The sequence below is a fragment of the Paraburkholderia dilworthii genome, from assembly GCF_000472525.1.
Taxonomy (GTDB): domain Bacteria; phylum Pseudomonadota; class Gammaproteobacteria; order Burkholderiales; family Burkholderiaceae; genus Paraburkholderia; species Paraburkholderia dilworthii.
The window spans coordinates 133,306-156,978 of sequence record NZ_KI421431.1; the positions used below are offsets into that span (position 1 = coordinate 133,306).

A 23,673-nucleotide genomic window follows, 5' to 3' on the forward strand; every position below is an offset into this window, starting at 1 on the left:
AATCGCGGGGGCTTTTTTTATGCCGATACGGAGCTGTGGCAATGAAGAAGGGCGCTCAACCCCTGTGATGCTCGTCGTGGCCACCGGAATGCTGCTCACCGTGTTGCGGCTGAGGTTGCGGACGGGGCTGTTGGGCCTGCGGTTGCTGGCGTGGCTCTGGGCGCGGCTGGGCTGGCTGCGGATGAAACTCGGGACGAGGCACCTGTTGGGCCTGCGGTTGCGTATCTGACTTCTGACGCGGCTCCGACTGCGGTCGCTCAACCGCCCCACGGCCGCGTGCCTGCTTCATCTGATCTTGCGCCGCGCGTGGCTGCTGCACACTCGCCGCATTTTGCGCAGGACGTGGCAGGTCGCCTTGGTGCGTCGCTGCGTTCGGCTGAGCGCCAGCCTGCTGCGCGAGGTTTCCCCTAGGCGCCCGCGGATCTTCGCCGCCTCGCTGCCGGCTTTGCTGTGCTTGACCTGCCATTGGCTCATGCGGTTGTGTCCAGATGGGCTCATGGCGTCCAGTCAGGGCAGCTGCCTGGCTTTGCTGCCGGCCAGGTTGCCGGGCAGCTATTCCGCGTTGTTGCGCAAAGCCAGTGTTGCCGCCGGTCGCCTGCGGCGGACGCGGCACACCGTTCGACGACACGCCCGCTGCGCCCGGCTGCTGTCCGTTTGCCTGCCCAGGCATCCCGGGCCGCTCCTGCTGCCCGCCTGCGTGCTCCGGTTGACCTCTGACAGGCGCTTCGCCCGGCCGGTGCCCAGGCTGTTGCCCGCCATTCAGAGCACCGCCGTTCAGAGCACTCCCCGAAAAAGTACCGCCCGAAGCGCCCGGCCCGGGTCGCCCGCCGTGCTCCGGCTGGGGGGCCGGTGCTCCCGCGGCCGCTCCAAGCACTCGTCCCGGAAGGTGCGACTGCACGACCCGCACGTTCTGCATCGGCAATGTACCGGGCCGGCCAGCCATGCGCGCCGGGACTGATGCCCGCACGATCGGCTGTCCCGCGCCAGGCACACGTCCGCCGTTTTGCGCGAACCGCTGTGCGAGGCCATCCCGGTAAGCGGGCGGCATCGACGGACTGCGCGTCGCGACTACCGGACGGGTGATCACGCCCGCTGGCGGCCGGTAATTGGCGTTGCGCTGACCCGGTCCGAAACTCTCGCGCACCGGTGCGATGCCCGGAGCGCCCGGATTGATCCGCGCGTTGCGCCACTGCGCGGGATCCACCTTCTGCGCAAAGCGTCCCGCGGGCTGTCCATGCACGAAAGCCGTCGCCGGCACTGCCGTCACGGCGCGCGGAGCCCGATAGTTGACGTACGTATTGCGGACGTTGGTGACGTTGCGGTTGTAGTTGTTGATGACCGTCGTCTGGTTCACGCGCTCGTAGTAACGTGGGCTCCAGTGATCATGACCGCCCCAATGCGGCTGCCACCGTTCGCCCGGTCCGAGCGGGAACCACGCGACACCAGCCGCCACCGCGCCGCCGATCGCCAGGTTCACGCCCCAGTCGACTCCTCCCGCGCCCCTGCCGCCGACGAAAGCCACCAGCGCAGGCGCATAGACGGGCGGCGCGCTGGCCACGACCGGGCCCGGCACCCATGCCCAGGAATCGTCGACGTAAGCCCAGCGGCCGTAGTGGTAGGGCGCAAAGCCCCACGGCGCGTCGTCGACCCAGGTCCAGCCCCACGGCGCCTGCCATACCCAATGGCCGTCGTGATACGGCGCCCAGCCGACAGGCGTCGAGCGCGGCACCCATACTTCGCCGTATTGCGGACTGCTGCGCCACGTGCCGTTGGCGTCGAGGTCCTGATAACCCGGGATTTCGCGCGATACATACCGCGCCGACACTGAGCGGTCTTCCGCGGCGTCACGGCTCGCGGCCCATTGATCGAAGCTGTCACGGCCCGGCGCGCCATTGCCGGCGAGCGTTTGCAGATTGGTGCCGGCAAAACGGATCTGCTGGCCGGCCGCGACCGGCACCTGTCCGCCGTCGCCATACGCGGTCGCGCTGCCGTCGCGAACCGTGACGGTGGTGCTGCTGCCGTCCGGCGCGACGTCGACGCGGTAATCGCCAGGACCGTTCAGGCCGAGAGCCAGATTCGGCGTGTCGATTTCGTACGATGAGCCCGGCGGCAATTCCCGGACGTGCGCTGACAGCGTGCCTTGCGCGACCTTCAACTGCGCGCCGTTGTCGTCGAGATTGAGCAGATCGAGGCTGGTGGATTGCCCGAGGCGCACGGCCGTCGAACCGATATGCAGTTCGGAGCGGGCGTTCTGATCGTTCCACAACTGATCGCCGGTCGTGAGAGGGCGGTTGATCTGTGCGTACGACCAGTCGGCGGCGCCCGCAGGCTCCGCGGTCACGGTTCCGGCCATATAGTTCAGGCGCGCGACGCGCCCCGGCGGATCGGTGTTCGCCGTCGCGACGCCTTGCGGCGCGGGAGCGGGTTCTTGCGCGAGCGCGACTTGCGTCGCCAGCACAAAAGCTGCCGTGGCGATGAACGCGTAGCCGATGCGACGTCTTGACGGTAGCTGTGGGGTCCTGATTCTCATGATTCGTTCTCCGACGGACGATGCACGCGCAGCATCCGTGAACCACTGTACCCGCAGCGCTTGTTTCAAGGCCCCCACTTTTGTAAGCCCGGCTCACCACCGGTAACAAAAGGTCTCGATCCGGTGAGCGCCGGGTTTAGGGGCTTCATGCGAGCTTCAGGGGACGGCAAGAGGAACCACTCCCAAGCCTTCCGGCCCCCGTCGGCTACTCAGCGAGAAACGCGTCGAAATGTGTATGCCCGGTCGGCGTGATGCGTAAAATCCGCGGCCGTTCGGTGCGTTCCACCCAGCCATGAGCCGCCCAGGAGTCGAGCAATGCCGCGCCGAGCGCGCCGCCAAGATGCGGGCGGCGCTCGCTCCAGTCGGGACAGGTGCATGCGAAGCGGCGCCGGCGACTGCGCTGCGCCGACAGGTCGATGCCCCAGTCGGCGAAGCGGGCGGTGCCCTCGGACGTGGCTTCGAGCGACGCCCCGTTCAAGGCCAGCAGTCCCCGTCCGATGAGCCGCTCGAACACACGTACCGACAGCTCGCCGGCCATATGGTCGTAGCAGGTGCGCGCGTAGCGCATTTCGGTCGGGACGGTGCGCACCGGGCGCGGCACCGGACGCTGTGGCGCGCTGACTTGCGCGACATTGGCGAGCGCTTCGATAGACGCCGCAATGTCGGCCGACGCAATCCGGAAATAGCGATGCCGGCCGCGCACTTCGAGGGCGAGCAGGCCGCCGTCGGTGAGACGCGCGAGATGCGCGCTGGCCGCCGACGGCGACAGTCCCGCAATCATCGTCAGTTCGCCGGCGGGCCGGGCGCTGCCGTCCATCAGCGCCCACAACATGGCCGCGCGGCCGGGATCGGCGAGCAGCGCGCCGATCCGGCTCAGGCCGGGAAAATGATTGTGTTCGTCTACGAGGATGGCGGGCATTGGGCGTCTCCGGTGTGCTGGACGGTTTTCGATGCGCGGGCGGCGCAACGTTGTCATGCAGCCACTGTACGCGGCCAGTGCATTCGATGTTTCAGCTTAGCGTGAACAGTGGATTGCAGCAGCTACGAGAATGCGGTTGCGAGCCGGCCGCACTTTTGCCTGTGCGCCCGAACGCCCGGACGCCCGGACGCTAAGCCTTGCCCGTGCAGGCGCTTGCCGCGCCAGGCTAGAATCGACGCCTGTCTTTGCGGGAACGCAGTTATGAAAACAGTTTTGGCCGTGGTCGCGTCGATTGTGATGCTGAGCGCCTGCGCGCAGGGCGGTTCCGGCTCGGCGTCGGGCACCGGTAGCGTCACCATGTACGGCACGATCGACGAAGGCATCACCTTCCACAAGTAGGGGCGTCGCAGCGTCAGCGCCTGGGTTGGGGGAACGGACGTGGCTGGCAGAAAGTGATGCATCATTGTCATTGCTGCCACGCGCAGTCATGTGACGATGACGCTTTTGCCACCTGGGCCTATCCAGGCCACTGGAGTCACTAGTGCCGCTCAGGCTAGTGAGGCCATCCAGGGCCATCCAGGGCCACCTAGGGCCACCAAGTCCACCAAGTCCACCAAGGCACCAAGCTCCATCGGCCACTTTCGCCCCCGGACCCATCCATGCCGCCTGCCGTTACCGTTTCTTCTTCCACTGCCGCTTCCGATTTTCCCGACGATTCCGCAGACCTGCGCGGCTCCGACCCGCATGGCCGTCGCGCTGCCCGTGTGCTGGCCATATGCCAGGCGTTGTACACATCGTCGGTGTCGATCGATCTCACACTGACGGGCCTCGTCGGCTACACGCTCGCGGACGATAAGGCGCTCGCCACGCTGCCTTTCTCCCTGATCACCGTGGCGGCGGCGCTCACGACCATCTTCGCGTCGTTTCTGATGGCGCGCATCGGACGCCGGGCGGGCTTCGTGCTCGGCGCGGGCGTCGGCGCGCTGGGCGGGGCCGTTTCCGTGTGGGCGATCTTTCATCACGACTTCTGGGCCTTTTGCGCAGGCACCGCGACGGTCGGCGTGTTTCAGGCGTTCGCGCAGTACTACCGGCTCGCCGCCGCCGACGCCGTCGGGGTCGAAGGCAAGAGCCGCGCTATCTCGACGGTGCTCACGGGCGGCGTGGTCGCGGCCGTGTGCGGCCCGCTGCTCGCCGCGTGGAGCAAGGACTGGCTGGAGCCGGTGGCTTTCGCCGGTTCGTATGCGCTCGTCACCGGACTCGGCCTCGCGTCGATCGTGCTGCTGATGCTGCTTTATCGCGACATTGCACCTGCGCCGGCGGTGGCCGGCACGCATGACGCCGCGCGGCCGCTCGGCGAGATCGTGCGACAGCCGATCTTCGCGGCGGCGCTCGCCAACAACGCGCTCGGCTATGCCGTGATGATGTTTGTGATGACCGCCACGCCGATCGCGGCGGTCGCGTGCGGGCACACCATCGGCGAAGGCGCGGCGATCATCCAGTGGCATCTGGTCGGCATGTTTGCGCCGTCGCTGTTTTCGGCGCGGCTCATCAAACGTTTCGGCGTGCTGCCGGTGATCGGCGCGGGGATCGGGCTATCGGCATTGTGCGGCGTGTTCGCGTTGCGTTCGACGGATCTGCCGCATTTCTACGCGGCGCTCGCGTGTCTCGGCGTCGGCTGGAACTTCATGTTCGTAGGAGGCTCGACGCTGCTCGCGCAATCGTACCGGCCGTCGGAAAGGGCCAAGACGCAGGCCACCAGCGAATTCACGACGTTTGCGTGCTCCGCGCTCGGTTCGCTGTTCGCCGGGCAACTGCTCGCGCGCTTCGGCTGGGCGACGATCAACGCGGCGATCTTTCCGCTGCTTGGTGCGGCAGCGCTCGCCACGCTGGCCTATGCACGGTCGTCCAAGCGCCGCGCGGCGGAAGGGGTTGCGCGATGAGCGTGCGTCATATCGTGTTTGCTGTCGCGCCGGATCTCGTGTTGCTCGACGCATGCGGACCGCTGGAAGCGTTCTGGCGCGCCGAACTGACGATGGCCGCGGGCGACGGCGGTTCGCCCGCACCGCCGCGCACGCGACCAGCCGCCTACCGCATGACCGTCGCCTCGATCGACGGCGGCGTTCTGCAGACCTTTCCGGGCCTGCCGGTCGTGACAGAACGACTCGATTCGCTCGACGCCGAGCCGATCGACACACTTATCGTCCCCGGCGTTCCGGTCGATCAGCACTGCACGCTGCAACCGGAACTCGTCGCGTGGATCAGGCGCAACGCGCCGCGCGCCCGACGGGTGTGCTCCGTGTGCACGGGCGCGTTCTATCTGGCGGCGGCCGAGCTGCTCGACGGCCGCCGCGCGACCACGCACTGGCGCGAGGCGCCGCATCTCGCGCGCCGCTTTCCGAATGTTCGTGTCGATGCCGATCCGATCTTTATCCGCGACGCAGACCCTGACGGAGCCGGAGGTGAAGGGCAACGCGCGGTCTGGACGTCGGCGGGCGTGACGGCGGGCATCGATCTCGCACTCGCACTGATCGAAGAAGACTTGGGCCACGCCGTCGCGATGCAGGCCGCGCGGCGCCTCGTCGTTTTCATGAAGCGGCCCGGCGGGCAGTCGCAGTTCAGCGCGGCACTGGCGGCGCAGGCGTCGGCGCAAGGGCCGTTCGAGGCCTTGCATAGCTGGATGGCCGCCCATTTGCGCGAAGATCTGACGGTCGAGCGGCTCGCCGAGCGCGCCCGCATGACGCCGCGGACCTTCGCGCGCCGCTACGTCGACGAGGTCGGGCGTACTCCGGCGAAAACCGTCTCCGCGTTGCGTCTTGAAGCGGCCTCACGGGCACTGGCCGAATCGCGCCGGCCGCTCAAACGCATCGCGCTCGATTGCGGTTTCGGCAGCGAGCAGAACTTGCGGCGCGCGTTCGTGCGGCGCTTCGGCGTGCTGCCGCTCGAGTATCGCGAACGGTTCATGTCGGCGGCTGCGCGCTCGTCCGCGGACTATGCCGTGGCGGCCGTCCAAGCGGCCGAGGAGTCTCGCTGAACGGCAGCGGTGAACGCATCGCTGCGGTCGAGCGAACCGGGCGGCGTCGCCGTACTGGATAAACCAAGCAGCAGCCAAAGCGGCGACTGACCTCGCTGAGCGGCAGCGCGTCGCGAGGCTCGGCGCGTCGGACGAAATAATTCCGCATCCCCATGCCCGATAAGTGGCGACGCCGTCAATATTGCGCTCGTATAATCGCCTCCTTTCAATGCATCCGATTGACCGGAGTCAAGATGAGCACCCATCTCTCAGCGCCGCTGGAACGTTCCGAAACTACCTTCCGTTTTCTCGCCGAACCGAGCTCGGTCAACTTCGGCGGCAAGGTGCACGGCGGCGCGCTGATGAAGTGGATCGACGAAACCGCGTATGCATGCGCGGCGGTGTGGTCGGGGCGTTATTGCGTGACGGTGAGCGTCGGCAATATCCGTTTCCGTCGACCGATTCTGGTGGGCAACCTCGTCGAATTGCGCGCTCGCGTGGTGGCGACGGGGCGCACCAGCATGCACATCCATGTGTCGGTGCAGGCTGGCGACCCGAAGGGTGGCGAGTTGCTGCAAACCACCGATTGCCTCGTGGTAATGGTGGCGGTGAATGAGAACGGGCATCCGGTGCAGGTGCCGTCGTTTGTGCCCGAGACCGGCGAGCAGAAGCGCCTCGCGAAGTACGCGATGGACGTGAAGGAAGCGCTTGACGCGATCGTCGAACTGAAGCCGGAAGAAGTGGCGCAGGGTAAGGTTTGAACGACGCCTGGCGGGCGCTGGGCCAGGCGCTCGGAAGCAGCGGGCGGCGAGCCACCGGCGGAGAACCACTAGCCTGGCCACTAGCCGCGACCCCCTGCCCACAAGCGCCCATTTAAGCGACCCGCCGATATCGAATCAACCCGGGCGACTCACGGCGAGTCGCCCAACCCTGCAAAGCGCGGAAGCGACCACGCGCCGATCAACGCGCCGAATGGCCGACCATATCGCCCGGCCGCACCCATTCGTCGAACTGCTGTGCGGTGACATGGCCGAGCGCAAGCGCCGCCGCTTTCAGCGTGGTGCCTTCCTTGTGCGCCTTCTTCGCGATCTGCGCGGCCTTGTCGTAACCGATGTGCGGATTGAGCGCCGTCACCAGCATCAGCGATTCGTTGAGCAGCGTGTCGATCCGCTCGCGATTCGGCTCGATGCCGACCGCGCAGTTCTCGTTGAAACTGAGCGCGCCGTCGGTGAGCAGACGGATCGATTGCAGCACGTTATGCGCGATCATCGGCCGGAATACGTTCAACTCGAAGTTGCCGCTCGCGCCGCCGATATTCACCGCGACGTCGTTGCCGAATACCTGCGCGCACAGCATCGTCAACGCTTCGGACTGCGTGGGATTGACCTTGCCCGGCATGATCGAGCTGCCCGGTTCGTTCTCCGGGATCGACAGCTCGCCGAGGCCGCAGCGCGGGCCGCTCGCGAGCCAGCGGATGTCGTTGGCAATCTTGTTCACGCTCGCGGCCACCGTCTTGAGCGCGCCGTGGGCGAACACGAGCGCATCGGCCGCGGCCATCACTTCGAATTTGTTCGATGCCGAAACGAACGGCACGCCGGTGAGCTGAGCGATCGCGGCCGCGACCTTCTCCGCGAATTGCGGATGCGCGTTTAAACCGGTGCCGACGGCCGTGCCGCCTTGCGCCAATTCGTACAGATGCGGCAACGTCGATTCGACATGGCGAATGCCCTGATCAAGTTGCGCGACATAGCCCGAAAACTCCTGGCCGAGCGTGAGCGGCGTCGCGTCCTGCAAGTGTGTGCGGCCAATCTTGACGATATCGACGAACGCCTTCGCCTTGTCGTCGAGCGTGTCGCGCAGCGTCTTAAGCGCGGGCAGCAGATGCTTGACGATGCCGTATGCAGCGGCCACGTGCATGGCCGTCGGAAACACGTCGTTCGACGACTGGCCGCGATTCACGTCGTCGTTCGGATGCACTTTGCGCGCTTCGCCGCGCTCGCCGCCGAGCAGCTCGCTAGCGCGATTCGCGATGACTTCGTTCAGGTTCATGTTGGTCTGCGTGCCGGAGCCGGTTTGCCAGACCGCGAGCGGAAATTCTTCCGGATGCTTGCCGTCGATGATTTCGTCGGCTGCCTGCATGATCGCATGCGCCTTCGTCTCGTCCAGCACGCCGAGACCCAGGTTTACCTCCGCGGCGGCGCGCTTGATGACGGCCAGCGCGGTGATCAATTCGGGCGATTGCTTCTCCGTGGAAATGCGGAAGTTCTGCAGCGAGCGCTGCGTTTGCGCGCCCCATAGACGGGCATTCGGCACGGCGATTTCACCGAACGTGTCGCGCTCCATTCGTACGTCTTCAGTCATGGTTCAGCTCCGCTTTAAAGTTCTGCGTTGACCGGCAATAGTGAGAATAGCCCCGTTAGCGCGTTCCGGTATAACCCTGCCTGCGGGTCGAAAATGTAGGTGCGGCGCTTGCCGTCTTCCACATCGATCCACACGAGCGGGGACAGCGGCGCGCCGATCGAACGAAGATAGGCGAGTTGCGCGTCGTCCGCGAGCGTCACGCGATAGCTTTGCTCGGGTGCCGTAGCGCGATCGAAAATGTCGGCGACCTGCGCCGCGAGCTGCGGGCTGTGGATCACGAGCGCGAGTTCGGTATTCAGATGCGCCGAGCGCGGATCGAGGTTCATCGAGCCGATCACCAGGATCCGGCGGTCGATCACATAGGTCTTCGCATGCAGACTGGCGCGCGAACGCGAGCCGGCGAAGCCCGCCACGGGCGTTTCCTGGCGCGGCTTGAACTCGTACAACTCGACGCCTTGTTGCAGGAGCGGCACGCGAAACGGACTGTAGCCGGCCTGCACGGCCACGGCGTCTGTGGCGGCAAGCGAATTTGTCAGGATCGCTACGCGTACGCCGCGGTGCGTGAGCGCGCCAAGCGCCTTGACACCTGTTTCGTGCGGAACGAAGTAGGGCGATACGACCAGAAAATCCTTGCGCGCATCTTTTATCAGGTCACCAAGGCGCTTCATCGGCGGGCTGACGTAGTCCGGCGACGGGCTTTCGATTTTCTCCGGCCGATCCACTTTGAACTCCGCGTGCGCCCAGGTGAGGCCGAGTTGTTTGCCGGAAATCTGCGCGGCGAGCGGCGTCGCGTTCAGTGGCTTCGCGTTGTACGGATCGGCGTTCGTACGCCAATGCTGTCGAAGATCGTCGCGCGTCTGGTCGAGTTCCTTCGGAGCGAATTTCTGCTTGTTGAGCACGCGCAGCGGGTAGGCGACGCTGCTGTTCCAGTAATCGTCGAAGCTCGCGGAAACTTCGGCGGTGATCGGGCCGGCGGCGAGCACGTCGATGTCGCGGAACTGCAGCACTTCGCTCGCGCTGAAGTATTCGTCGCCGAGATTGCGGCCGCCGACAATCGCCAACTGGTTGTCTGCGATCATCGCCTTGTTATGCATGCGGCGCGTGAAGTGGCCAATCTGCGTGAAGAGATTCGTGGTGCGCTCGAACATGCCTTCATGCGCGCTGCCGAATGGATTGAAGACACGAATCTCGATGTTCTCGTGCGAATTCAGCCCCGCCATGATGCGGTCGATGTCCTTGAAGTTCAGGTCGTCGACCAGCATGCGTACGCGCACGCCGTGATCGGCCGCGTACAGCGCTGCCCCGAGCAGCAGCTTGCCGGTGGTGTCCTCGTTCGCGATGTAATACTGCATGTCGAGCGTTTTCGTCGCCGCGCGGGCGAGCGCGATGCGCATCTGCAATGCGTCGGTGCCGCTCGACAGCACGCGAAAGCCCGACTCCTCCGGATGAGCGGCTTCGAGCGGTGCAAGTGCCGCGCGAAGCGGCGTGTTCGCGGTTGCGGGCAGCGCGCGAGTGACTGTGCGGTCGAACGCGGTGGCGGGAGGCTTGGTTGCGCACGCAGTCAGAATTGCCGACGTGCAGCACAGCAGGAAGAAATGTCTCGCGAAGCCGCTTGCGCGCTTGCGGTGCGTCGCGGTCTGCTTTTGTTCTGTATGCCACTGCACGCTTTTTCCCCTTGTTGTTCAGGCTTTTCGTAGCGGCAGCGTGGATGCTTCACCCTGCGCCGCCGAGAAATCCATTCTAAGGGGAATCGCGCCGCCGGGATGCGCATCGCGGCATTCGGGCGGCGGCGGTGGGCTGCTTTACCGCGCGCGGCGTTGCTGTGGCGATGGCGAACATCACGGCCATAGCCACAGCGCGATCGTTGTTGAAAGTCGCTCCGAGCCGTCAGACGTGTTCGGTGTTCAGCACGCGTTCGCCGTCGGCATGAGTCGAGCCTTTCGCCGGACGCCCTGCCCAGAAGCCCGCGAGAAGCGAGCCCGACAGGTTATGCCAGACTGAAAACAACGCGCCGGGCAACGCGGCGATCGGCGTGAAATACAGCTTGCCGAGCGTTGCGGCGAGGCCCGAATTCTGCATGCCGACTTCAATGGCGAGCGTGCGGCAGACGGCTTCGTCGAAACCGAGCAGACGGCCACCCCAATAACCGCCGAGCAGACCGATCCCGTTATGCAGCACCACGCCCAGCATCACTACGAGGCCGACCGACGCAATGCTCTTTTGCGTGCCGCCCACCACTGCGCCGATGATCAGCACAATCGCGACCATCGAAACTAGTGGCAGCGCCGGCTCGATTTTGCGAACTGCCTTGCCGAACAGATGATTGACCACGAGGCCGACGACGATCGGCAGTGCGACGATTTGCAGAATGCTCATCAGCATGCCGTGGACGTCGACGGCAATCGACGCATCCACGTAGAGACGCGTGAGGAGCGGCGTCGCGAAGACGCCGACGAGCGTGGACAACGCGCTGATCGTCACCGACAACGCGACGTCGCCGCGCGCCAGATAGATCATCACGTTCGACGCCGTGCCGCTCGCCACGCTGCCGACCAGCACCATGCCGGCGGTCAGATCGGGCGGCATGCGCAAGGCCTTCGCGATCACCCAGGCGGCGAGCGGCATCACGAGGTAATGCAGCACGATGCCCGCGATCACTGGCGCCGGCCGTGTGAAGACGCGCTGAAAGTCCGCGACGGACAGCGTGACGCCCATCGCCAGCATGATGATGGTGAGGAGCGTGGTGACGTGCGGAGCGACGCCGGAAAACGAGGCCGGCGAGAAGTACGCGGCGACCGAAACGAGCACGGCCCAAAGGGGAAAGAGACGGGTGATGCGGGCAAGCATGAGGCAAGGTCCTTGGTTATGTTTTATGGCGAGAAGAGAAGCATGGGTCGGCGCCGCGTATGCGGCGCGGGGTTGCTGCGGCTACGTCGCAAGAGAAGGGCAGGTTCTCAGCGGATGGCGGACCTGCCGGCGGCGCGGTCCTTTGTGAGGCGCGCAAGCGGAGCTTCGGCGGATGGGCGCAGGTTCGCGCGTCGCGTCGAAAAAGCCCTACATTTTAGCGTTGCGGCGAAGAGCTTGCTGTGGGCTCGTTGCGGACGCAAGCGGTTTCGAAGGGCGTGTTGTTGTGCCGGTGTGCCGCAGCGCGGCGACCCGGCAGCGTGGCAACACGGCAAACACCGACCTCTCGCACAGCGGCGCTGCCACGCAGGCGCGTGCGTGCTTCAAGCGACGAGTCCGTCCGCCGCATTCAAACCGATGCGGCAGGCGGCGCCTCCGCCGCCGGCACGCGCCGCAAGCTCAGCTTGTGAAAGCGCAGCGTCATCAGCAATGCGACGCTCGCGAGGCCGGCCGCGAGTCCCCACCACAGACCGCGAGCGCCGAGCCCGAAATGAAACGCAAGCGTATAGCCGGTCGGAAAACCGATCACCCAGTAGCCGAACGCGGCGGCGATCATCGGTATGCGCGTGTCTTTCAAACCTCGCAGGCAACCGGATCCGACGGTCTGCATGCCGTCGACGATCTGGAAAATTGCCGCCACGCCAAGCAGTGAACTGGCAAGCGCCACGGTCGCGGCATTGGCAGGGTCGTCCAGATGCAGATACAGGCCGACGATCCAGTGCGGCGCGGCGATCAGCACGATCCCCGACAGCGTCATGAAGCCGACGCCGAGCGCGAGCGCGACGAAGCCCGCATGGCGCGCGGCGAGCGGCTGCCCGGCGCCTGACCAGAAGCCGACTCTCACATTGGCCGCCTGGCCGATCGCGAGCGGCACCATGAATGCCACCGACGCGACGTTCAGCGCGATCTGGTGGGCGGCCAGTTGCGACTCGCCGAGCAGACCGACCATCAGGCCGGTCGCCAGAAAGAGCGTCGACTCGACGCCGTATGTGATTGCAACGGGCCAGCCGATGCCGAACAGCTCGCCCATCAGCGGGACGTTGGGGCGCGTCGCGACGACGAAATGGCGATAGCGCGGCCGCAGGTGCAACAGCGCCATCAGCACGAGTGCGGTCAGCCAGACGGTGATAGAAGTCGCCGCGGCAGAGCCGAGGAAACCGAGCCGCGGCAGGCCGTAAGCGCCGTGGATCAGTCCGTAGTTCAGAAAGCCGTTCACGCCGACGCTCACGAGCGACACCCACAGGAGCCGCCGCGCGGCGCCGATCGCCGGCAAAAACGAGCGCATCAGACCGACGCCGATCAGACTGCCCAGCGCGCCCCAGCGCAGCACCGCCGCATATTCGCCGACGTTGTGCGCGAGTAGCGCCGGCTCGCCGAACGCGAGCATGATCGGCGTCGCGAACGACAGCAGCGCGAACGCCGGCACCGACAGCAGCACCGAGAGCACGAAACCGGTCCAGTAGATATGCGGCACGCGGCTTTCGTCCTGCGCGCCGCGCGCATGCGAGACGCTCACGCTGACGGACGTCAGCACGCCCTGCAGCAGCGTCACGACGACGAAGAACAGATTGGCGCCCAAACCGCCGGCCGCGAGCGCGTCGGGGCCGAGCGAGCCGAGCAGGATCGTGTCGGTGACGGCCATCGCCATTTGCGACAGTTGCGCGATGGCGAGTGGCGCGGCGAGCCGGGCGGTGTCGGCGGCGTGGCGGGAGAAAGTCGGCGGACGGGTGGCCACCCGGGTGAAGCCGGATTGAGTCATGGAGCGCGCAAAGTTGACGGAATGACGACACGGCCGGCGCAAGATGCACCGGAGGGATCAGAGGCACCGAAGCCACCGAAGCCACCGCGACGCGGGCGATGCCGCCGCAACGGCACCCCGCCCTCGCGACGGCGCAACGCAGCGACGTTGGCGCTGGTCCTGGACCAGCGCCAACCGGCGATGTCAGCCAATAGGTTTGTCAGGCGAAACTGACAGCTTATTGCGTGGCTGCGGCAATGTCGATGGCAGAAGCACCTTTTTGGTGCCCGCTCCTGCTCCCGGTTTTCGTGGTTCGACGCGGGCGGCGCGCGTCACGCTTCGTGAACCGCGATTCGCGTGTCACCGAGCAGCACCACCTGACCCGCGCGGATCTTGCATGTTTTACGTGTTTCGACGCGACCGTCCACGGTCACAGCACCGCCCGCCACCATCATTTTTGCCGAGCCGCCACTGTCCGCGAGTCCCGTTAACTTCAGCAGATTATGTAATTCGACGTAGTCGCCGGTGAGCGTGAAAACGAGGTTGGGCATGGGCTTTGCACCTGCAGGCAAGGGGTTCGCATGATAAGCCACAAGCTTGCCCTCAAGAAGGCGTGCTGTCTCGTTGCAATGCGGTGCTAGGGCATCGCAAGCAAATGCAAGCAGATGTTATGCGGTCGTCAGAAAGTGAAACGTGGCGTAACACCAGTCGCCACGAAATGACTTGACTCGTAAAGTGCGTCTCAGCAGGAAAGCTTGCCGGATTTTGTTCGGCTCTGAGCAGACACGATAGACCTTCGGCAAGCGCCGCGGCGCGACGCTAGATAGCTCGATCGCGTCACAACAACTTTAGAGAGGAATTTGCCATGACCCAGATTCGTACGCTCCTGATCGGTACCGCTATCACCGCATTCGCCGCCACGGCAGCTGTGGCGCAGACTACGCAGGCCGTTCAGCCAGCCGCGGGCGTGAACACCCAGGTGCAAGTCCAGACACCCGGCGCCGACGTCGCCCCGGCAGCGCCCGCGGCACAGGGCGTGCAGCCGGTAACGCCCGCGCCGACCCGCCTGACGGCTTCTGGCTCCACCGATCCACTGGTGCAAAAGCGCGATGCCAACGCGAAGGCTAATGCGGAGTACCGCGCGTCGAAGAAGGCATCAAAGGCGGAGTTGAAGGAACAGCAGAAGGCTGCCAAGTCCGAATACAAGGAACAGGTGCGCGACGCGAAGATCAACAAGAAAGCGGACAAGCAAGCCGCCAACAACGAAATGAAGATGAACATGCAAAGCCAGGCCGGCGAACAGACTGACGGCGGCGAGGTGAAGCATTAACCGCGATTCGAGCAGGGGTGCCGCACGCTCACAGCGTCCGACGCCCGATGTCGCTCGACCCGCTGTGGTTGACCTGATGAGCTTGGGTAAGGAGGTATCGCATGAATAACATTCTCTCTACGAAGACCGCGAAATCCGCGGCCGGACGGTTTTGCGCGCTGCTGATCGCGGGCTGCCTGTCGTCGGTTGCGTTCGCGCAGGCTAGCGATCCGGCCGCCGCGCCGGTCACGCACGCCGATAAAAAGGCGGCGAAGCAGCAGGCCAAGGCGGACAAGAAGGCGGCTGTGGCGCAAGCCAAGGCCGACAAGGAAAAGACCGAAGCCCAGGCCGACGCGGATAAGGCCAGCGCCGAGGCCAATCTGAAGGATGCGAAGAAGCAGTAGGCTTCCCGCTTCCGAATGAGCAGGCGAGTCTTGCTCGACAAAACGGCCCGTTTGCGTGGAGCGAACGGGCCGTTGGTTTTTGGGCCAGTTCGCAGCCGTGCGTGCGGCGCGCGGCGGTACGCATAACGCGGCGACGCAGCGCTGATAAAAGAGTCGCTTGTGCGTGCAGGTTGTATGGATATACAGTATGCGTCGTCGTTCTCTATCCATTCAACGCTCAGATAAAGACCTTGCTTTCCGTCGCAGAAACTCCGCCGCCGTCCGATACCACCGCCTGGCTCGCAAAGCTCAACGACGCCCAGCGCGAGGCCGTCGAATTCGGCACGGATACGCCTCATGCGCCGCCGGGCGCGTTGCTGGTGATCGCGGGCGCCGGTTCGGGCAAGACCAGTACGCTCGCGCACCGCGTGGCCAATCTGATGGTGAAGGGCGCCGATCCGCGCAGAATCCTGCTGTTGACGTTTTCGCGCCGCGCGGCGCTGGAAATGACCCGCCGCGTCACGCGCATCGCCACGGCGGCGCTCGGCACGCGCGCCGCGCTCGCGCAGGGGCTGACGTGGGCGGGCACCTTCCATAGCGTCGGCGCCCGGCTGCTGCGCGAATACGCGGAGCCGATCGGCCTCGCGCCGGCCTTCACGATCAACGACCGTGAGGATTCCGCGGACCTGATGAATCTGGTGCGCCATGAACTGGGCTTATCCGCGAAGGAACGGCGTTTCCCCGCCAAGGGAACCTGTTTCGCGATTTACTCGCGCGTCGTGAACACCGGCGCGTCGCTCGGGCAGGTGCTCGAGAGCGCGTTCCCATGGTGCCGCGAGTGGGAAGCCGATCTGCGCATGCTGTTTGCCGCCTACGTCGACGCGAAGCAGAAGCAGAGCGTGCTCGATTACGACGACCTGCTGCTCTACTGGTCGCATATGGCCGCCGAGCCGGCGATTGCTGCGGATCTGTCGGCGCGCTTCGATCACGTGCTGGTCGACGAGTACCAGGACACCAACCGGCTGCAGGCGTCGATTCTCCTCGCGCTGAAGCCGGACGGGCGCGGCCTGACCGTGGTCGGCGACGACGCCCAGTCGATCTATTCGTTTCGCGGCGCAACCGTGCGCAACATTCTCGATTTCCCGGCGCAATTCGATCCGCCCGCGGCGCAGGTCACGCTCGAACGCAATTACCGTTCGACCGAGCCCATTCTCGCCGCGTCGAATGCGGTGATCGAACTGGCCAGCGAGCGTTATACGAAGAACCTGTGGACCGACAAGGCTTCGGCGCAGCGCCCTCGGCTCGTCACAGTTGCCGACGAGGCGGACCAGGCGCGCTATGTCGTCGAGCAGGTGCTCGAGGCGCGCGAGCAGGGCATGAAGCTGAAGTCGCAGGCCGTGCTGTTTCGCGCCGCTCACCACAGCGCCGCGCTCGAGATTGAACTCACACGGCGCAACATTCCGTTCGTGAAGTTCGGCGGCCTGAAGTTTCTCGATTCCGTGCACGTGAAGGATGTGCTCGCGGTGCTGCGTTGGGCCGAGAATCCGCGCGACCGCGTGGCCGGCTTTCGCGTCGTACAGTTGCTGCCCGGCGTGGGGCCGGCCACGGCCGCCAAGGTGCTCGACGAAATCGTCGCGCGCGTCGGCCCCGGCAACCCCGCCGACACCGCGGGCGGCGCGCTCGCCGCGTTCGCGCCGCCGCCTCGCGCGCAGGAAGACTGGCATCCGTTCGTCAAGCTGATGTCGAGCGTGTATGGGCGGCAGACGCCGTGGCCCGCCGAGTTCGAGATGGTGCGGCGCTGGTACGAGCCGCATCTCGAGCGCAATCATGAAGACGCCGCGATCCGTCACGCCGACGTGCTGCAGATGGAAAGCATTGCGGGCACGTATGCGTCGCGCGAACGCTTTCTTACCGAGTTGACGCTTGATCCGCCCGATGCCACGAGCGACGAATCCGGCGTGCCGCTCATCGACGAAGACTATCTGATCCTGTCCACCATCCATTCGGCAAAGGGGCAGGAGTGGCGCAACGTGTTCGTGCTAAACGGGGTTGACGGCTGCATTCCGTCCGACCTCGGCACGGGCAGCGAAGAGGAAATCGACGAGGAGCGCCGCCTGCTCTACGTAGCGATGACGCGCGCAAAAGAAGACCTGCATATCGTCGTGCCGCAGCGCTTTTACGTGCACAACCAGACGCATATGGGAGACCGTCATGTGTGGGCGTCGCGCACGCGTTTTATTCCCGCGCATCTGATGCCTTTGTTCGACGCCTATGCGTGGCCGCGCGTACCGGTGCCGAGTGCACCGACGGCCACGGGACTGGCCGCGGCGGCGCAGGCGAAGATAGAAATCGGAGCGCGGCTCAGGAAGATGTGGGACTGAGCGGGCCGCTCGCCTGGCGGCCAGAAGGGTGGTTGCCGGACCGGCTGCTGTAGCTGCGTGGTGGTTTTCAGGTCGCTGCCCGCTGGCTCCGCGCCATTCCACGCGGGCTGCTGACCAGGGCTAGCGCGACTGCCGTTGCTGCTGCTGCTGGGCGGTCGGACGCGGCGGCACGAAGAAGTTGCGCAGCCAGGCCGCCATCCGCGAAAACAAGTCGTACGGTTCCTCGACGAAAATTTCGGGCTTCAGCAGGCGCAGATATTCCATGATCTGTTGCGCTTCCTGCTTCTGGAACGAGCCGTGCGAAATGCCGAGGCGCAGCAGCCCACGCAGTTCGCCGAGCTTTTCGCGCGCGGTGCTGCCCACGCTCGTTTCGCACGCCACCTTCGACTCATACACCCGCTGACGCAGCGATTCCACGAGCCGCCATGCCGGCGTCTGCATGATTTCCTCGAGCGCCTGAATGTCTTGCACCGCGCCCTTGATCTGCGCCGAGAGCGGGTCGACCAGCACAGCGTCGCCTTCGGCTTCCTTGACGATCGCCGCCGCCCAGTCGCGGCACTGCTTGGCCAACTCTTCCGGCGTCCACTCCGAGCGGGCAGCGAAGCCGAAGCCGAATTCGCCGGCCTGCCGCATCAGAATTGCGACTACGTCCGGGAATTCCTTGTCGAGCGTGCGTTTTGCCCATGCGTACTGGCCGCCCTGCAACATCCGCTGAACCGCGTGTTCCGTCAGCGGCACCATGTTGTCGAGCAGCTTGGCGCGCAAAAAGTCCTCGAACGACGGCGTCGCGAACTGCGGATCGAGCTTCAGCGATACGCGCAGAAAGGCATCGAAATCCTTGCGCAGCGTCGCAATGGTCTCGTCTTTGAGCGTGAGGGTGAGTTGACCCATGTGTCTATCCCGTTTGGTCCTGCCGCGCGGCCTGGTCGTGTTCGCCTGGTCGCAAGCGGACCCGGAGACTCGACGCGTGACGGCCGCGCGTTCGATTCCTGCCTGTTGCCGCGTCGTTGGCGGGACGTATCCCGACGAGCGGACCTCGACTGCATATCGGCGGATTGACGGGAAACTTAAGGGTTTTGTCGGGTATGAGGCGGCGTGCGCAGCGATGCTCTGGTGCCTTCGCGGGGCGAAGCGGACGCCAGCGACCAATGCGCAAGCGACTGCCGCTGGCGGTTTGCGCGTGAGTGAGCCCTTACGTGGCGGCCCACGTGCGCTATCGAAGCACCACTCCTTGCCAGACAAAGAACACGGTCAGGCCAACCGCGATAGTGACCAGCGGCCGCCGCGTCGATGCGCTCACGAGGACGGCAGCCAGGGCGCCGACCAGTTGCGGATTGCGCCACGTCAACTCGGCGCCGGCGTCGGCGCCGTGCGGCGAGACGGCCATCGGCACGATGATTGCCGTCAGCACGGTGACCGGCACGAAGCCGAGGGCCGTGCGCACCAGAGGCGGAAACACCAGCCGGTCGCCGAGCACGAAGACGGCGGCGCGGATCACCCACGTAATGACCGCCATGCCGAGTATGAGAACAACGTAGTTCATCGCGATCCCTCCGCCGATCGGCGCTCGCGCCGCAAGCCGAAGCCCGAAGCGGAAAGCAGGACGCCGACCGCGACGCCCGCGAACACTGCGGCGAGCAGACCGAGCTTGTACGGCCACGCCTGCCAGAAAAACGCCAGCGTGCCCGCGGTCGCCGCGGCTGCGATATAGCGCAACGCCACCAGTTGCGGCACGACGATAGCGATAAAGGTGGCGACCATCGCGAAATCGAGCCCGAGCGATTGCAGGCCGGGGAAGGCCGCGCCGAACAGCAGGCCGGCGACCGTCCAGAGTTGCCAGTTCATGTACATCGCGAGGCCGGCGCCGAAGAAATAGTGCGGGCCGACGGTGCCCGGCTCGCGGTTCCGATAGTGCTCCCAGGCAACCGCGAAGACTTCGTCCGTGAGCAGCGCGCCGAGCGCCCAGCGCCAGCGCGCCGGCAGATGTGCCACGTGCGGCGCGAGCGTCGCGCTGTACAGAACATGACGCAGATTGACGACCAGCGTGGTGGCCCAAATCACCGCAAAGCTTGCGTGGCCCGCGATCAGCCCAAGCGCGATGAACTGTGCGGAGCCCGCGAATACGACGAGCGACATGAATTGGCCGTGCCACAAGTGCAGCGGTCCGGACGCGACAAGCGTGCCGAAAATGACGCCGAAAGGCGCCGAGCCGACCATCATCGGGATGATGTCGCGCGCGCCCGCGGTGAATTCCTTTAAATGGCCTGAGTGGGTCAAAACTTGCCTCCTTGAGTCGGGAAGCATAGCCGGCGAGGCGGCGCCGGGCTTGTACGTTCTTGCGACGATCAGAGTCCCTGCCAGCGTCCGGGCGGCACGCCGAACATGCGCCGGAAATGCCGCGTGAAGTGACTCTGATCGGTGAAGCCGCTGGCCGCCGCGACGTCCGTTACCGGGACGCCTGCACGCAACGGCGCAAGCGCGCGTTGCAGACGTACCTGATTGCGCCACGCATGGGGCGGAAGCCCGGTCGCGCGGTTGAAAAGGCGCGCTGCGTGAAACGGCGAAAGTCCCGCGGCCTGGGCCACGTCGGCGAGCGTGACCGGTTCGAGCAGATCGCCCGTCAGGCGTTCCTTCATGACGGCGACGCGGGTGTCGTCGGCGGCCACGCACGAAGCTTCGGGCTGTGTCTGCGAATAGCGCACGAGCAGCGTGGACAGCGCGTCGAACATCGCGGCTTCGGCGGCGAGCGCGTCGTTGCCCGCTTCGAGCATATGGTGTGCGTTCGCGAGCCGCGCGGCCAGGTCGGGATCGCGAATCACGCCGGGGGCGAACCACGGTAAAGACTGCGGCTTGCCGGCGATTTCCTCGGCGAGTGCGTGGATGAACTGCACCGGCGCGTACATCACGCGATACCGCCAGCCTGCTTCGACCGCCTTCGAGCCGGTGTGGAGTTCGCCCGGATTGATGATCGGCACGCCGCCAGCTTCGGCGACATAGTTCGAACCGCGATACCGATAACCTTCGGCGCCGGCGACGATCACCGGGATCGTGTACGCGTCGTGCCAGTGCGGCGCGAACTCGTGGTCGTGATATTCAGCGGTGAGCAGGTCCGCGCCGGGCAAAAGCGGCGTGCGCCAGTAACGGGCTGAATTCTGGAAACGATGGGCAGCGGTCATGACATGGCTCTCGCACAGCCAGTCAGTTTAGCGCGGAGCGGCGGCTGCGGGCGCCGCTGCGTGCGTCGTCCGGCAGCGCGCACGGTGCGCTTTTTCGTAGGACGCCGCTTGTGTTGCCACGGTTGCTCACTTGACTGGGATCGTCGTTCCGGCCGGCATGGGCACGGCGCTCACGCTGTTTTTCGCGCTGCCGCTGACAACCCGGTCGCTGTAGGTCAGGTACACGAGTGCGTTGCGCTTGGTGTCGACCACGCGCACCACGTGCAGCGCCTTGAAGATTAACGACATGCTCACCGAAAACACATCGGCTTGCTGCTTCACCGGGCCAATGAAATGAATCGCGCCGACCTGACGGCAGGCAATCGACGCCTCCGTGGGATCTTCCGCGATGCCGAGCGTCCCCTTCACGCCGCCCGTCCGCGCGCGTGACACGTAACAGGTCACGCCTTGCACGAGAGGATCGTCATAGGCTTCGACGACAACCCGGTCCGAGCCCGTGATGTGAAAGTTGGTATTGACGCTGCCGACTTCTTCGCCGTGCGCGAAAGGCACGATGACGGCGGCGGCGACTGCAAGCGAGATGCGCGATGAGGTGAGTTTCATAAGATTGCCGGATTGAGCAGGGTGCGTTTCGGGACGCGGCGCGTGCCGCAAAGCCGTCATCGTATACCGGCGAGGGATTGGCGAGACGATCGGCAAAGCGGCCGGCAACTAAGGCGTTCAAACCGCCGCGAAGGAGCGATAGAGCGCCAGACGCGAATGAAGCGCCAAAGCCAAGCGTGAATGAAGCCCCAAAACAAAAAGGCCCGCACGAATGCGGGCCTTTCAAATTCTGGCTCCTCGACCTGGGCTCGAACCAGGGACCTACGGATTAACAGTCCGGCGCTCTACCGACTGAGCTATCGAGGAACAGAAATACAACAGCAGAGAAACGAAATTGTAGGAGCAGCGTCGGCGCCTGTCAATACCTTGCGTTCATCTCGATTGATTCGAACCAGCAGGATGGTGACGGGCCGCAAACGTTCAACGCGCGAGCAGGGCGAGCTTTTCCTTGACGTCCTTGAACTCGTCGGCTTCCGGCAACGGAGCCTTGGTCTTGGTGATGCTCGGCCAGTTCTTGGCGAGATCGGCATTCAGCTCGATGAAGTTCTGCTGGTCGCCCGGCACGTCTTCTTCGGCATAAATGGCGTTCACCGGGCATTCGGCCACGCACACTGCGCAGTCAATGCATTCGTCGGGGTCGATCGCGAGGAAGTTGGGACCTTCGCGAAAGCAGTCCACCGGGCACACATCGACGCAGTCGGTATAGCGGCACTTGATGCAGCTTTCGGTCACAACGTGAGTCATTCAGGCAGCTCCTGCATGCGGAATCAGGGAAGGCGCAAACGCCAAAAACGCTATTGTAACGTAACGTCAAGAGGCGCATGCAGCATCCCGCAACGCCTTTTTATACGTTTTCGTGATTAGTTTATTGCTTGCGCAAAGAGTGATGGGTTCGCGGCCAGCGACGCGAACGCGGGCCGCGCGCTCGAGCCTGAAGGTCGGCGCATTCGGGTAACATGCGTCAAGCCGGTGCGCAGATGGCGCGCCGTATGCATGGGTTGAGTCAGGCCTTCCGTACTTCCTGCGGTCCAGTTCGCACCATCATGATTATTACTTCGCTGCTCGACACCGATCTGTACAAGTTCACGATGATGCAGGTGGTTTTGCATCATTTCCCCGCGGCCAACGTCGAGTACCGCTTCCGTTGCCGCACGCCGAACGTCGACCTCGTGCCTTACATCGGCGAGATACGCGACGAAGTGCGCAAGCTTTGCCAGTTGCGCTTCACCGACGAGGAGCTCGACTACCTTCGGCGCATGCGCTTCATCAAGGGCGACTTCATCGAGTTCCTCGCGCTCTTTCATCTGAGCGAGAAGTACATTTCGATCGAGCCGTCGCCGAAGAACAACGGCGAGATCGACATCGAGATTAAAGGACCGTGGCTGCATACGATCCTGTTCGAGATTCCGATGCTCGCGATCGTCAATGAGGTCTACTTCCGCAATACCCAGCAGGAACCGGACTACAGCGAAGGTCGCGGGCGCCTCGTCGACAAGATGAAACTTTTGGGCGCGCGGCCCGAATTCGCCGACTGCAAGATCGCCGACTACGGCACGCGGCGCCGCTTCTCGAAGCAATGGCACGAAGAAGTGATCCTCACGCTGAAAGATGGCCTCGGCGAGCAGTTCGCCGGTACGAGCAACGTCTTTTACGCGATGAAGCACAGCCTCACGCCGCTCGGCACGATGGCGCACGAGTATCTGCAGGCGTGCCAGGCGCTCGGTCCGCGGCTGCGCGATTCGCAGATTTTCGGCTTCGAAATGTGGGCGAAGGAATATCGCGGCGACCTGGGTATCGCGCTTTCGGATGTCTACGGCATGCAGGCGTTTTTGCGCGACTTCGACATGTACTTCTGCAAGCTGTTCGACGGCGCGCGTCACGACTCCGGTGATCCGTTCGACTGGGGCGAGCGCCTGCTCAAGCACTACGACGCGAACCGTTGCGATCCGCGCACGAAAATACTCGTGTTCTCCGACGCGCTCGACATTCCAAAGGTGCTGCAACTCTACGAGCGCTTCCGTGGCCGCTGCAAGCTCGCGTTCGGCGTGGGCACAAATCTGACCAACGACCTCGGCTATAACCCGTTGCAGATCGTGATCAAGATGGTCCGCTGCAATGGGCAGCCGGTGGCGAAGCTCTCCGATTCGCCAGGCAAGAACATGTGCGAGGACAAAGCCTATCTCGCGTATCTGCGCCAGGTGTTCGGCATCGCGCAGCCCGAGGAAGAGGCGGCGAAGTAACGGCATTTGCGTGGGTGTTTTCGCGCGTCTGATGTGTTCCTATGCCATTCGGCCAGGGTGTTCGCGCGGAGGGTGGCCGGTATAATTCCTCGCATACATTCCGGCATGCTTCCTGACAC

21 protein-coding genes and 1 tRNA gene are annotated in these 23,673 nt (G+C 64.8%); 8 read left to right on the forward strand and 14 right to left on the reverse strand.

Annotated features, from left to right (window positions below; genetic code table 11):
* Positions 1–55: 55 nt before the first annotated feature.
* On the reverse strand, positions 56–2,530 hold the full coding sequence (locus tag F759_RS0136290; protein WP_027804041.1) for a DUF6600 domain-containing protein: 2,475 nt from the start codon (positions 2,528–2,530) through the stop codon (positions 56–58).
* Positions 2,531–2,735: 205 nt separating this feature from the next.
* Positions 2,736–3,449, reverse strand: a complete 714-nt coding sequence (locus tag F759_RS0136295; protein ID WP_027804042.1) for an ArsR/SmtB family transcription factor — start codon at positions 3,447–3,449, stop codon at positions 2,736–2,738.
* 261 nt (positions 3,450–3,710) lie between these two features.
* On the opposite strand from F759_RS0136295, the gene F759_RS43580 reads away from it, so the two are divergent.
* The 4 genes from F759_RS43580 (at position 3,711) to F759_RS0136315 (ending at position 7,220) form a co-directional block, all read left to right on the forward strand.
* Positions 3,711–3,848 (forward strand): hypothetical protein, encoded by a 138-nt coding sequence (locus F759_RS43580; RefSeq protein WP_167334059.1) that lies wholly within the window; start codon positions 3,711–3,713, stop codon positions 3,846–3,848.
* 260 nt (positions 3,849–4,108) lie between these two features.
* The gene (locus F759_RS0136305; RefSeq protein ID WP_027804043.1) at positions 4,109–5,389 is read left to right on the forward strand and encodes an MFS transporter; all 1,281 of its coding nucleotides are present in this window, start codon (positions 4,109–4,111) and stop codon (positions 5,387–5,389) included.
* On the forward strand, positions 5,386–6,480 hold the full coding sequence (locus tag F759_RS0136310) for a GlxA family transcriptional regulator (RefSeq protein WP_027804044.1): 1,095 nt from the start codon (positions 5,386–5,388) through the stop codon (positions 6,478–6,480). Before F759_RS0136305 ends, F759_RS0136310 begins: the two co-directional genes overlap by 4 nt.
* Positions 6,481–6,713: 233 nt before the next feature.
* Complete coding sequence (locus F759_RS0136315; protein ID WP_027804045.1) at positions 6,714–7,220, forward strand: acyl-CoA thioesterase; 507 nt, start codon at positions 6,714–6,716, stop codon at positions 7,218–7,220.
* A gap of 199 nt (positions 7,221–7,419) precedes the next feature.
* Here the strand turns inward: F759_RS0136315 and fumC are convergent, their stop codons facing one another.
* The 5 genes from fumC to F759_RS0136340 all read right to left on the reverse strand — a co-directional run bounded on the left by fumC (position 7,420) and on the right by F759_RS0136340 (position 14,013).
* Positions 7,420–8,820 (reverse strand): class II fumarate hydratase, encoded by a 1,401-nt coding sequence (fumC, locus tag F759_RS0136320; protein WP_027804046.1) that lies wholly within the window; start codon positions 8,818–8,820, stop codon positions 7,420–7,422.
* Positions 8,821–8,834: 14 nt separating this feature from the next.
* Entirely contained in the window at positions 8,835–10,484 is a 1,650-nt protein-coding gene (locus tag F759_RS0136325) for a phospholipase D family protein (protein ID WP_027804047.1), read from the reverse strand.
* 223 nt (positions 10,485–10,707) lie between these two features.
* Positions 10,708–11,667: a ketopantoate/pantoate/pantothenate transporter PanS gene (panS, locus tag F759_RS0136330; RefSeq protein WP_027804048.1), complete on the reverse strand. Its 960-nt coding sequence runs from the start codon at positions 11,665–11,667 to the stop codon at positions 10,708–10,710.
* A gap of 406 nt (positions 11,668–12,073) precedes the next feature.
* Complete coding sequence (locus F759_RS0136335) at positions 12,074–13,483, reverse strand: MATE family efflux transporter (RefSeq protein WP_027804049.1); 1,410 nt, start codon at positions 13,481–13,483, stop codon at positions 12,074–12,076.
* Positions 13,484–13,794: 311 nt separating this feature from the next.
* Positions 13,795–14,013: an RNA-binding S4 domain-containing protein gene (locus F759_RS0136340; protein WP_027804050.1), complete on the reverse strand. Its 219-nt coding sequence runs from the start codon at positions 14,011–14,013 to the stop codon at positions 13,795–13,797.
* A gap of 314 nt (positions 14,014–14,327) precedes the next feature.
* Here F759_RS0136340 and F759_RS0136345 point away from each other — a divergent pair, with 314 nt between their 5' ends.
* The 3 genes from F759_RS0136345 (at position 14,328) to F759_RS0136355 (ending at position 17,535) form a co-directional block, all read left to right on the forward strand.
* On the forward strand, positions 14,328–14,792 hold the full coding sequence (locus F759_RS0136345) for a hypothetical protein (RefSeq protein WP_027804051.1): 465 nt from the start codon (positions 14,328–14,330) through the stop codon (positions 14,790–14,792).
* 101 nt (positions 14,793–14,893) lie between these two features.
* Positions 14,894–15,175 carry a hypothetical protein gene (locus F759_RS0136350; protein ID WP_027804052.1) on the forward strand — a complete coding sequence of 94 codons (282 nt, stop codon included), beginning with the start codon at positions 14,894–14,896 and terminating at the stop codon, positions 15,173–15,175.
* 230 nt (positions 15,176–15,405) lie between these two features.
* A complete protein-coding gene (locus F759_RS0136355) occupies positions 15,406–17,535 on the forward strand; it encodes an ATP-dependent helicase (protein ID WP_027804053.1) in 2,130 nt (709 codons plus the stop codon).
* A 120-nt stretch (positions 17,536–17,655) separates the two neighbouring features.
* Here F759_RS0136355 and F759_RS0136360 read toward each other — a convergent pair whose 3' ends face one another.
* The 7 genes from F759_RS0136360 to fdxA form a co-directional block, all read right to left on the reverse strand.
* On the reverse strand, positions 17,656–18,426 hold the full coding sequence (locus F759_RS0136360) for a DUF4088 family protein (protein WP_027804054.1): 771 nt from the start codon (positions 18,424–18,426) through the stop codon (positions 17,656–17,658).
* Between the two features lie 322 nt (positions 18,427–18,748).
* Positions 18,749–19,078 (reverse strand): AzlD domain-containing protein, encoded by a 330-nt coding sequence (locus tag F759_RS0136365; protein ID WP_027804055.1) that lies wholly within the window; start codon positions 19,076–19,078, stop codon positions 18,749–18,751.
* Positions 19,075–19,839, reverse strand: a complete 765-nt coding sequence (locus F759_RS0136370) for an AzlC family ABC transporter permease (RefSeq protein WP_051377608.1) — start codon at positions 19,837–19,839, stop codon at positions 19,075–19,077. Before F759_RS0136370 ends, F759_RS0136365 begins: the two co-directional genes overlap by 4 nt.
* Positions 19,840–19,880: 41 nt before the next feature.
* A complete protein-coding gene (locus tag F759_RS0136375) occupies positions 19,881–20,711 on the reverse strand; it encodes a helix-turn-helix transcriptional regulator (protein WP_027804057.1) in 831 nt (276 codons plus the stop codon).
* Between the two features lie 126 nt (positions 20,712–20,837).
* Complete coding sequence (locus F759_RS0136380) at positions 20,838–21,314, reverse strand: CreA family protein (RefSeq protein WP_027804058.1); 477 nt, start codon at positions 21,312–21,314, stop codon at positions 20,838–20,840.
* A gap of 230 nt (positions 21,315–21,544) precedes the next feature.
* Positions 21,545–21,620: transfer RNA gene (locus F759_RS0136385), tRNA-Asn, on the reverse strand.
* Between the two features lie 114 nt (positions 21,621–21,734).
* Entirely contained in the window at positions 21,735–22,058 is a 324-nt protein-coding gene (gene fdxA, locus F759_RS0136390) for a ferredoxin FdxA (RefSeq protein ID WP_020069367.1), read from the reverse strand.
* 299 nt (positions 22,059–22,357) lie between these two features.
* On the opposite strand from fdxA, the gene pncB reads away from it, so the two are divergent.
* The gene (gene pncB / locus F759_RS0136395) at positions 22,358–23,554 is read left to right on the forward strand and encodes a nicotinate phosphoribosyltransferase (RefSeq protein ID WP_027804059.1); all 1,197 of its coding nucleotides are present in this window, start codon (positions 22,358–22,360) and stop codon (positions 23,552–23,554) included.
* Positions 23,555–23,673 lie beyond the last annotated feature (119 nt).

Bases quoted from the DNA above. Each gene is read 5' to 3' on its own strand.
- F759_RS0136290 (WP_027804041.1), bottom strand. From the start codon at position 2,530: ATGAGAATCAGGACCCCACAGCTACCGTCAAGACGTCGCATCGGCTAC.
- F759_RS0136295 (WP_027804042.1), bottom strand. From the start codon at position 3,449: ATGCCCGCCATCCTCGTAGACGAACACAATCATTTTCCCGGCCTGAGC.
- F759_RS43580 (WP_167334059.1), top strand. From the start codon at position 3,711: ATGAAAACAGTTTTGGCCGTGGTCGCGTCGATTGTGATGCTGAGCGCC.
- F759_RS0136305 (WP_027804043.1), top strand. From the start codon at position 4,109: ATGCCGCCTGCCGTTACCGTTTCTTCTTCCACTGCCGCTTCCGATTTT.
- F759_RS0136310 (WP_027804044.1), top strand. From the start codon at position 5,386: ATGAGCGTGCGTCATATCGTGTTTGCTGTCGCGCCGGATCTCGTGTTG.
- F759_RS0136315 (WP_027804045.1), top strand. From the start codon at position 6,714: ATGAGCACCCATCTCTCAGCGCCGCTGGAACGTTCCGAAACTACCTTC.
- fumC (WP_027804046.1), bottom strand. From the start codon at position 8,820: ATGACTGAAGACGTACGAATGGAGCGCGACACGTTCGGTGAAATCGCC.
- panS (WP_027804048.1), bottom strand. From the start codon at position 11,667: ATGCTTGCCCGCATCACCCGTCTCTTTCCCCTTTGGGCCGTGCTCGTT.
- F759_RS0136335 (WP_027804049.1), bottom strand. From the start codon at position 13,483: ATGACTCAATCCGGCTTCACCCGGGTGGCCACCCGTCCGCCGACTTTC.
- F759_RS0136340 (WP_027804050.1), bottom strand. From the start codon at position 14,013: ATGCCCAACCTCGTTTTCACGCTCACCGGCGACTACGTCGAATTACAT.
- F759_RS0136345 (WP_027804051.1), top strand. From the start codon at position 14,328: ATGACCCAGATTCGTACGCTCCTGATCGGTACCGCTATCACCGCATTC.
- F759_RS0136350 (WP_027804052.1), top strand. From the start codon at position 14,894: ATGAATAACATTCTCTCTACGAAGACCGCGAAATCCGCGGCCGGACGG.
- F759_RS0136360 (WP_027804054.1), bottom strand. From the start codon at position 18,426: ATGGGTCAACTCACCCTCACGCTCAAAGACGAGACCATTGCGACGCTG.
- F759_RS0136365 (WP_027804055.1), bottom strand. From the start codon at position 19,078: ATGAACTACGTTGTTCTCATACTCGGCATGGCGGTCATTACGTGGGTG.
- F759_RS0136370 (WP_051377608.1), bottom strand. From the start codon at position 19,839: ATGCTTCCCGACTCAAGGAGGCAAGTTTTGACCCACTCAGGCCATTTA.
- F759_RS0136375 (WP_027804057.1), bottom strand. From the start codon at position 20,711: ATGACCGCTGCCCATCGTTTCCAGAATTCAGCCCGTTACTGGCGCACG.
- F759_RS0136380 (WP_027804058.1), bottom strand. From the start codon at position 21,314: ATGAAACTCACCTCATCGCGCATCTCGCTTGCAGTCGCCGCCGCCGTC.
- fdxA (WP_020069367.1), bottom strand. From the start codon at position 22,058: ATGACTCACGTTGTGACCGAAAGCTGCATCAAGTGCCGCTATACCGAC.
- pncB (WP_027804059.1), top strand. From the start codon at position 22,358: ATGATTATTACTTCGCTGCTCGACACCGATCTGTACAAGTTCACGATG.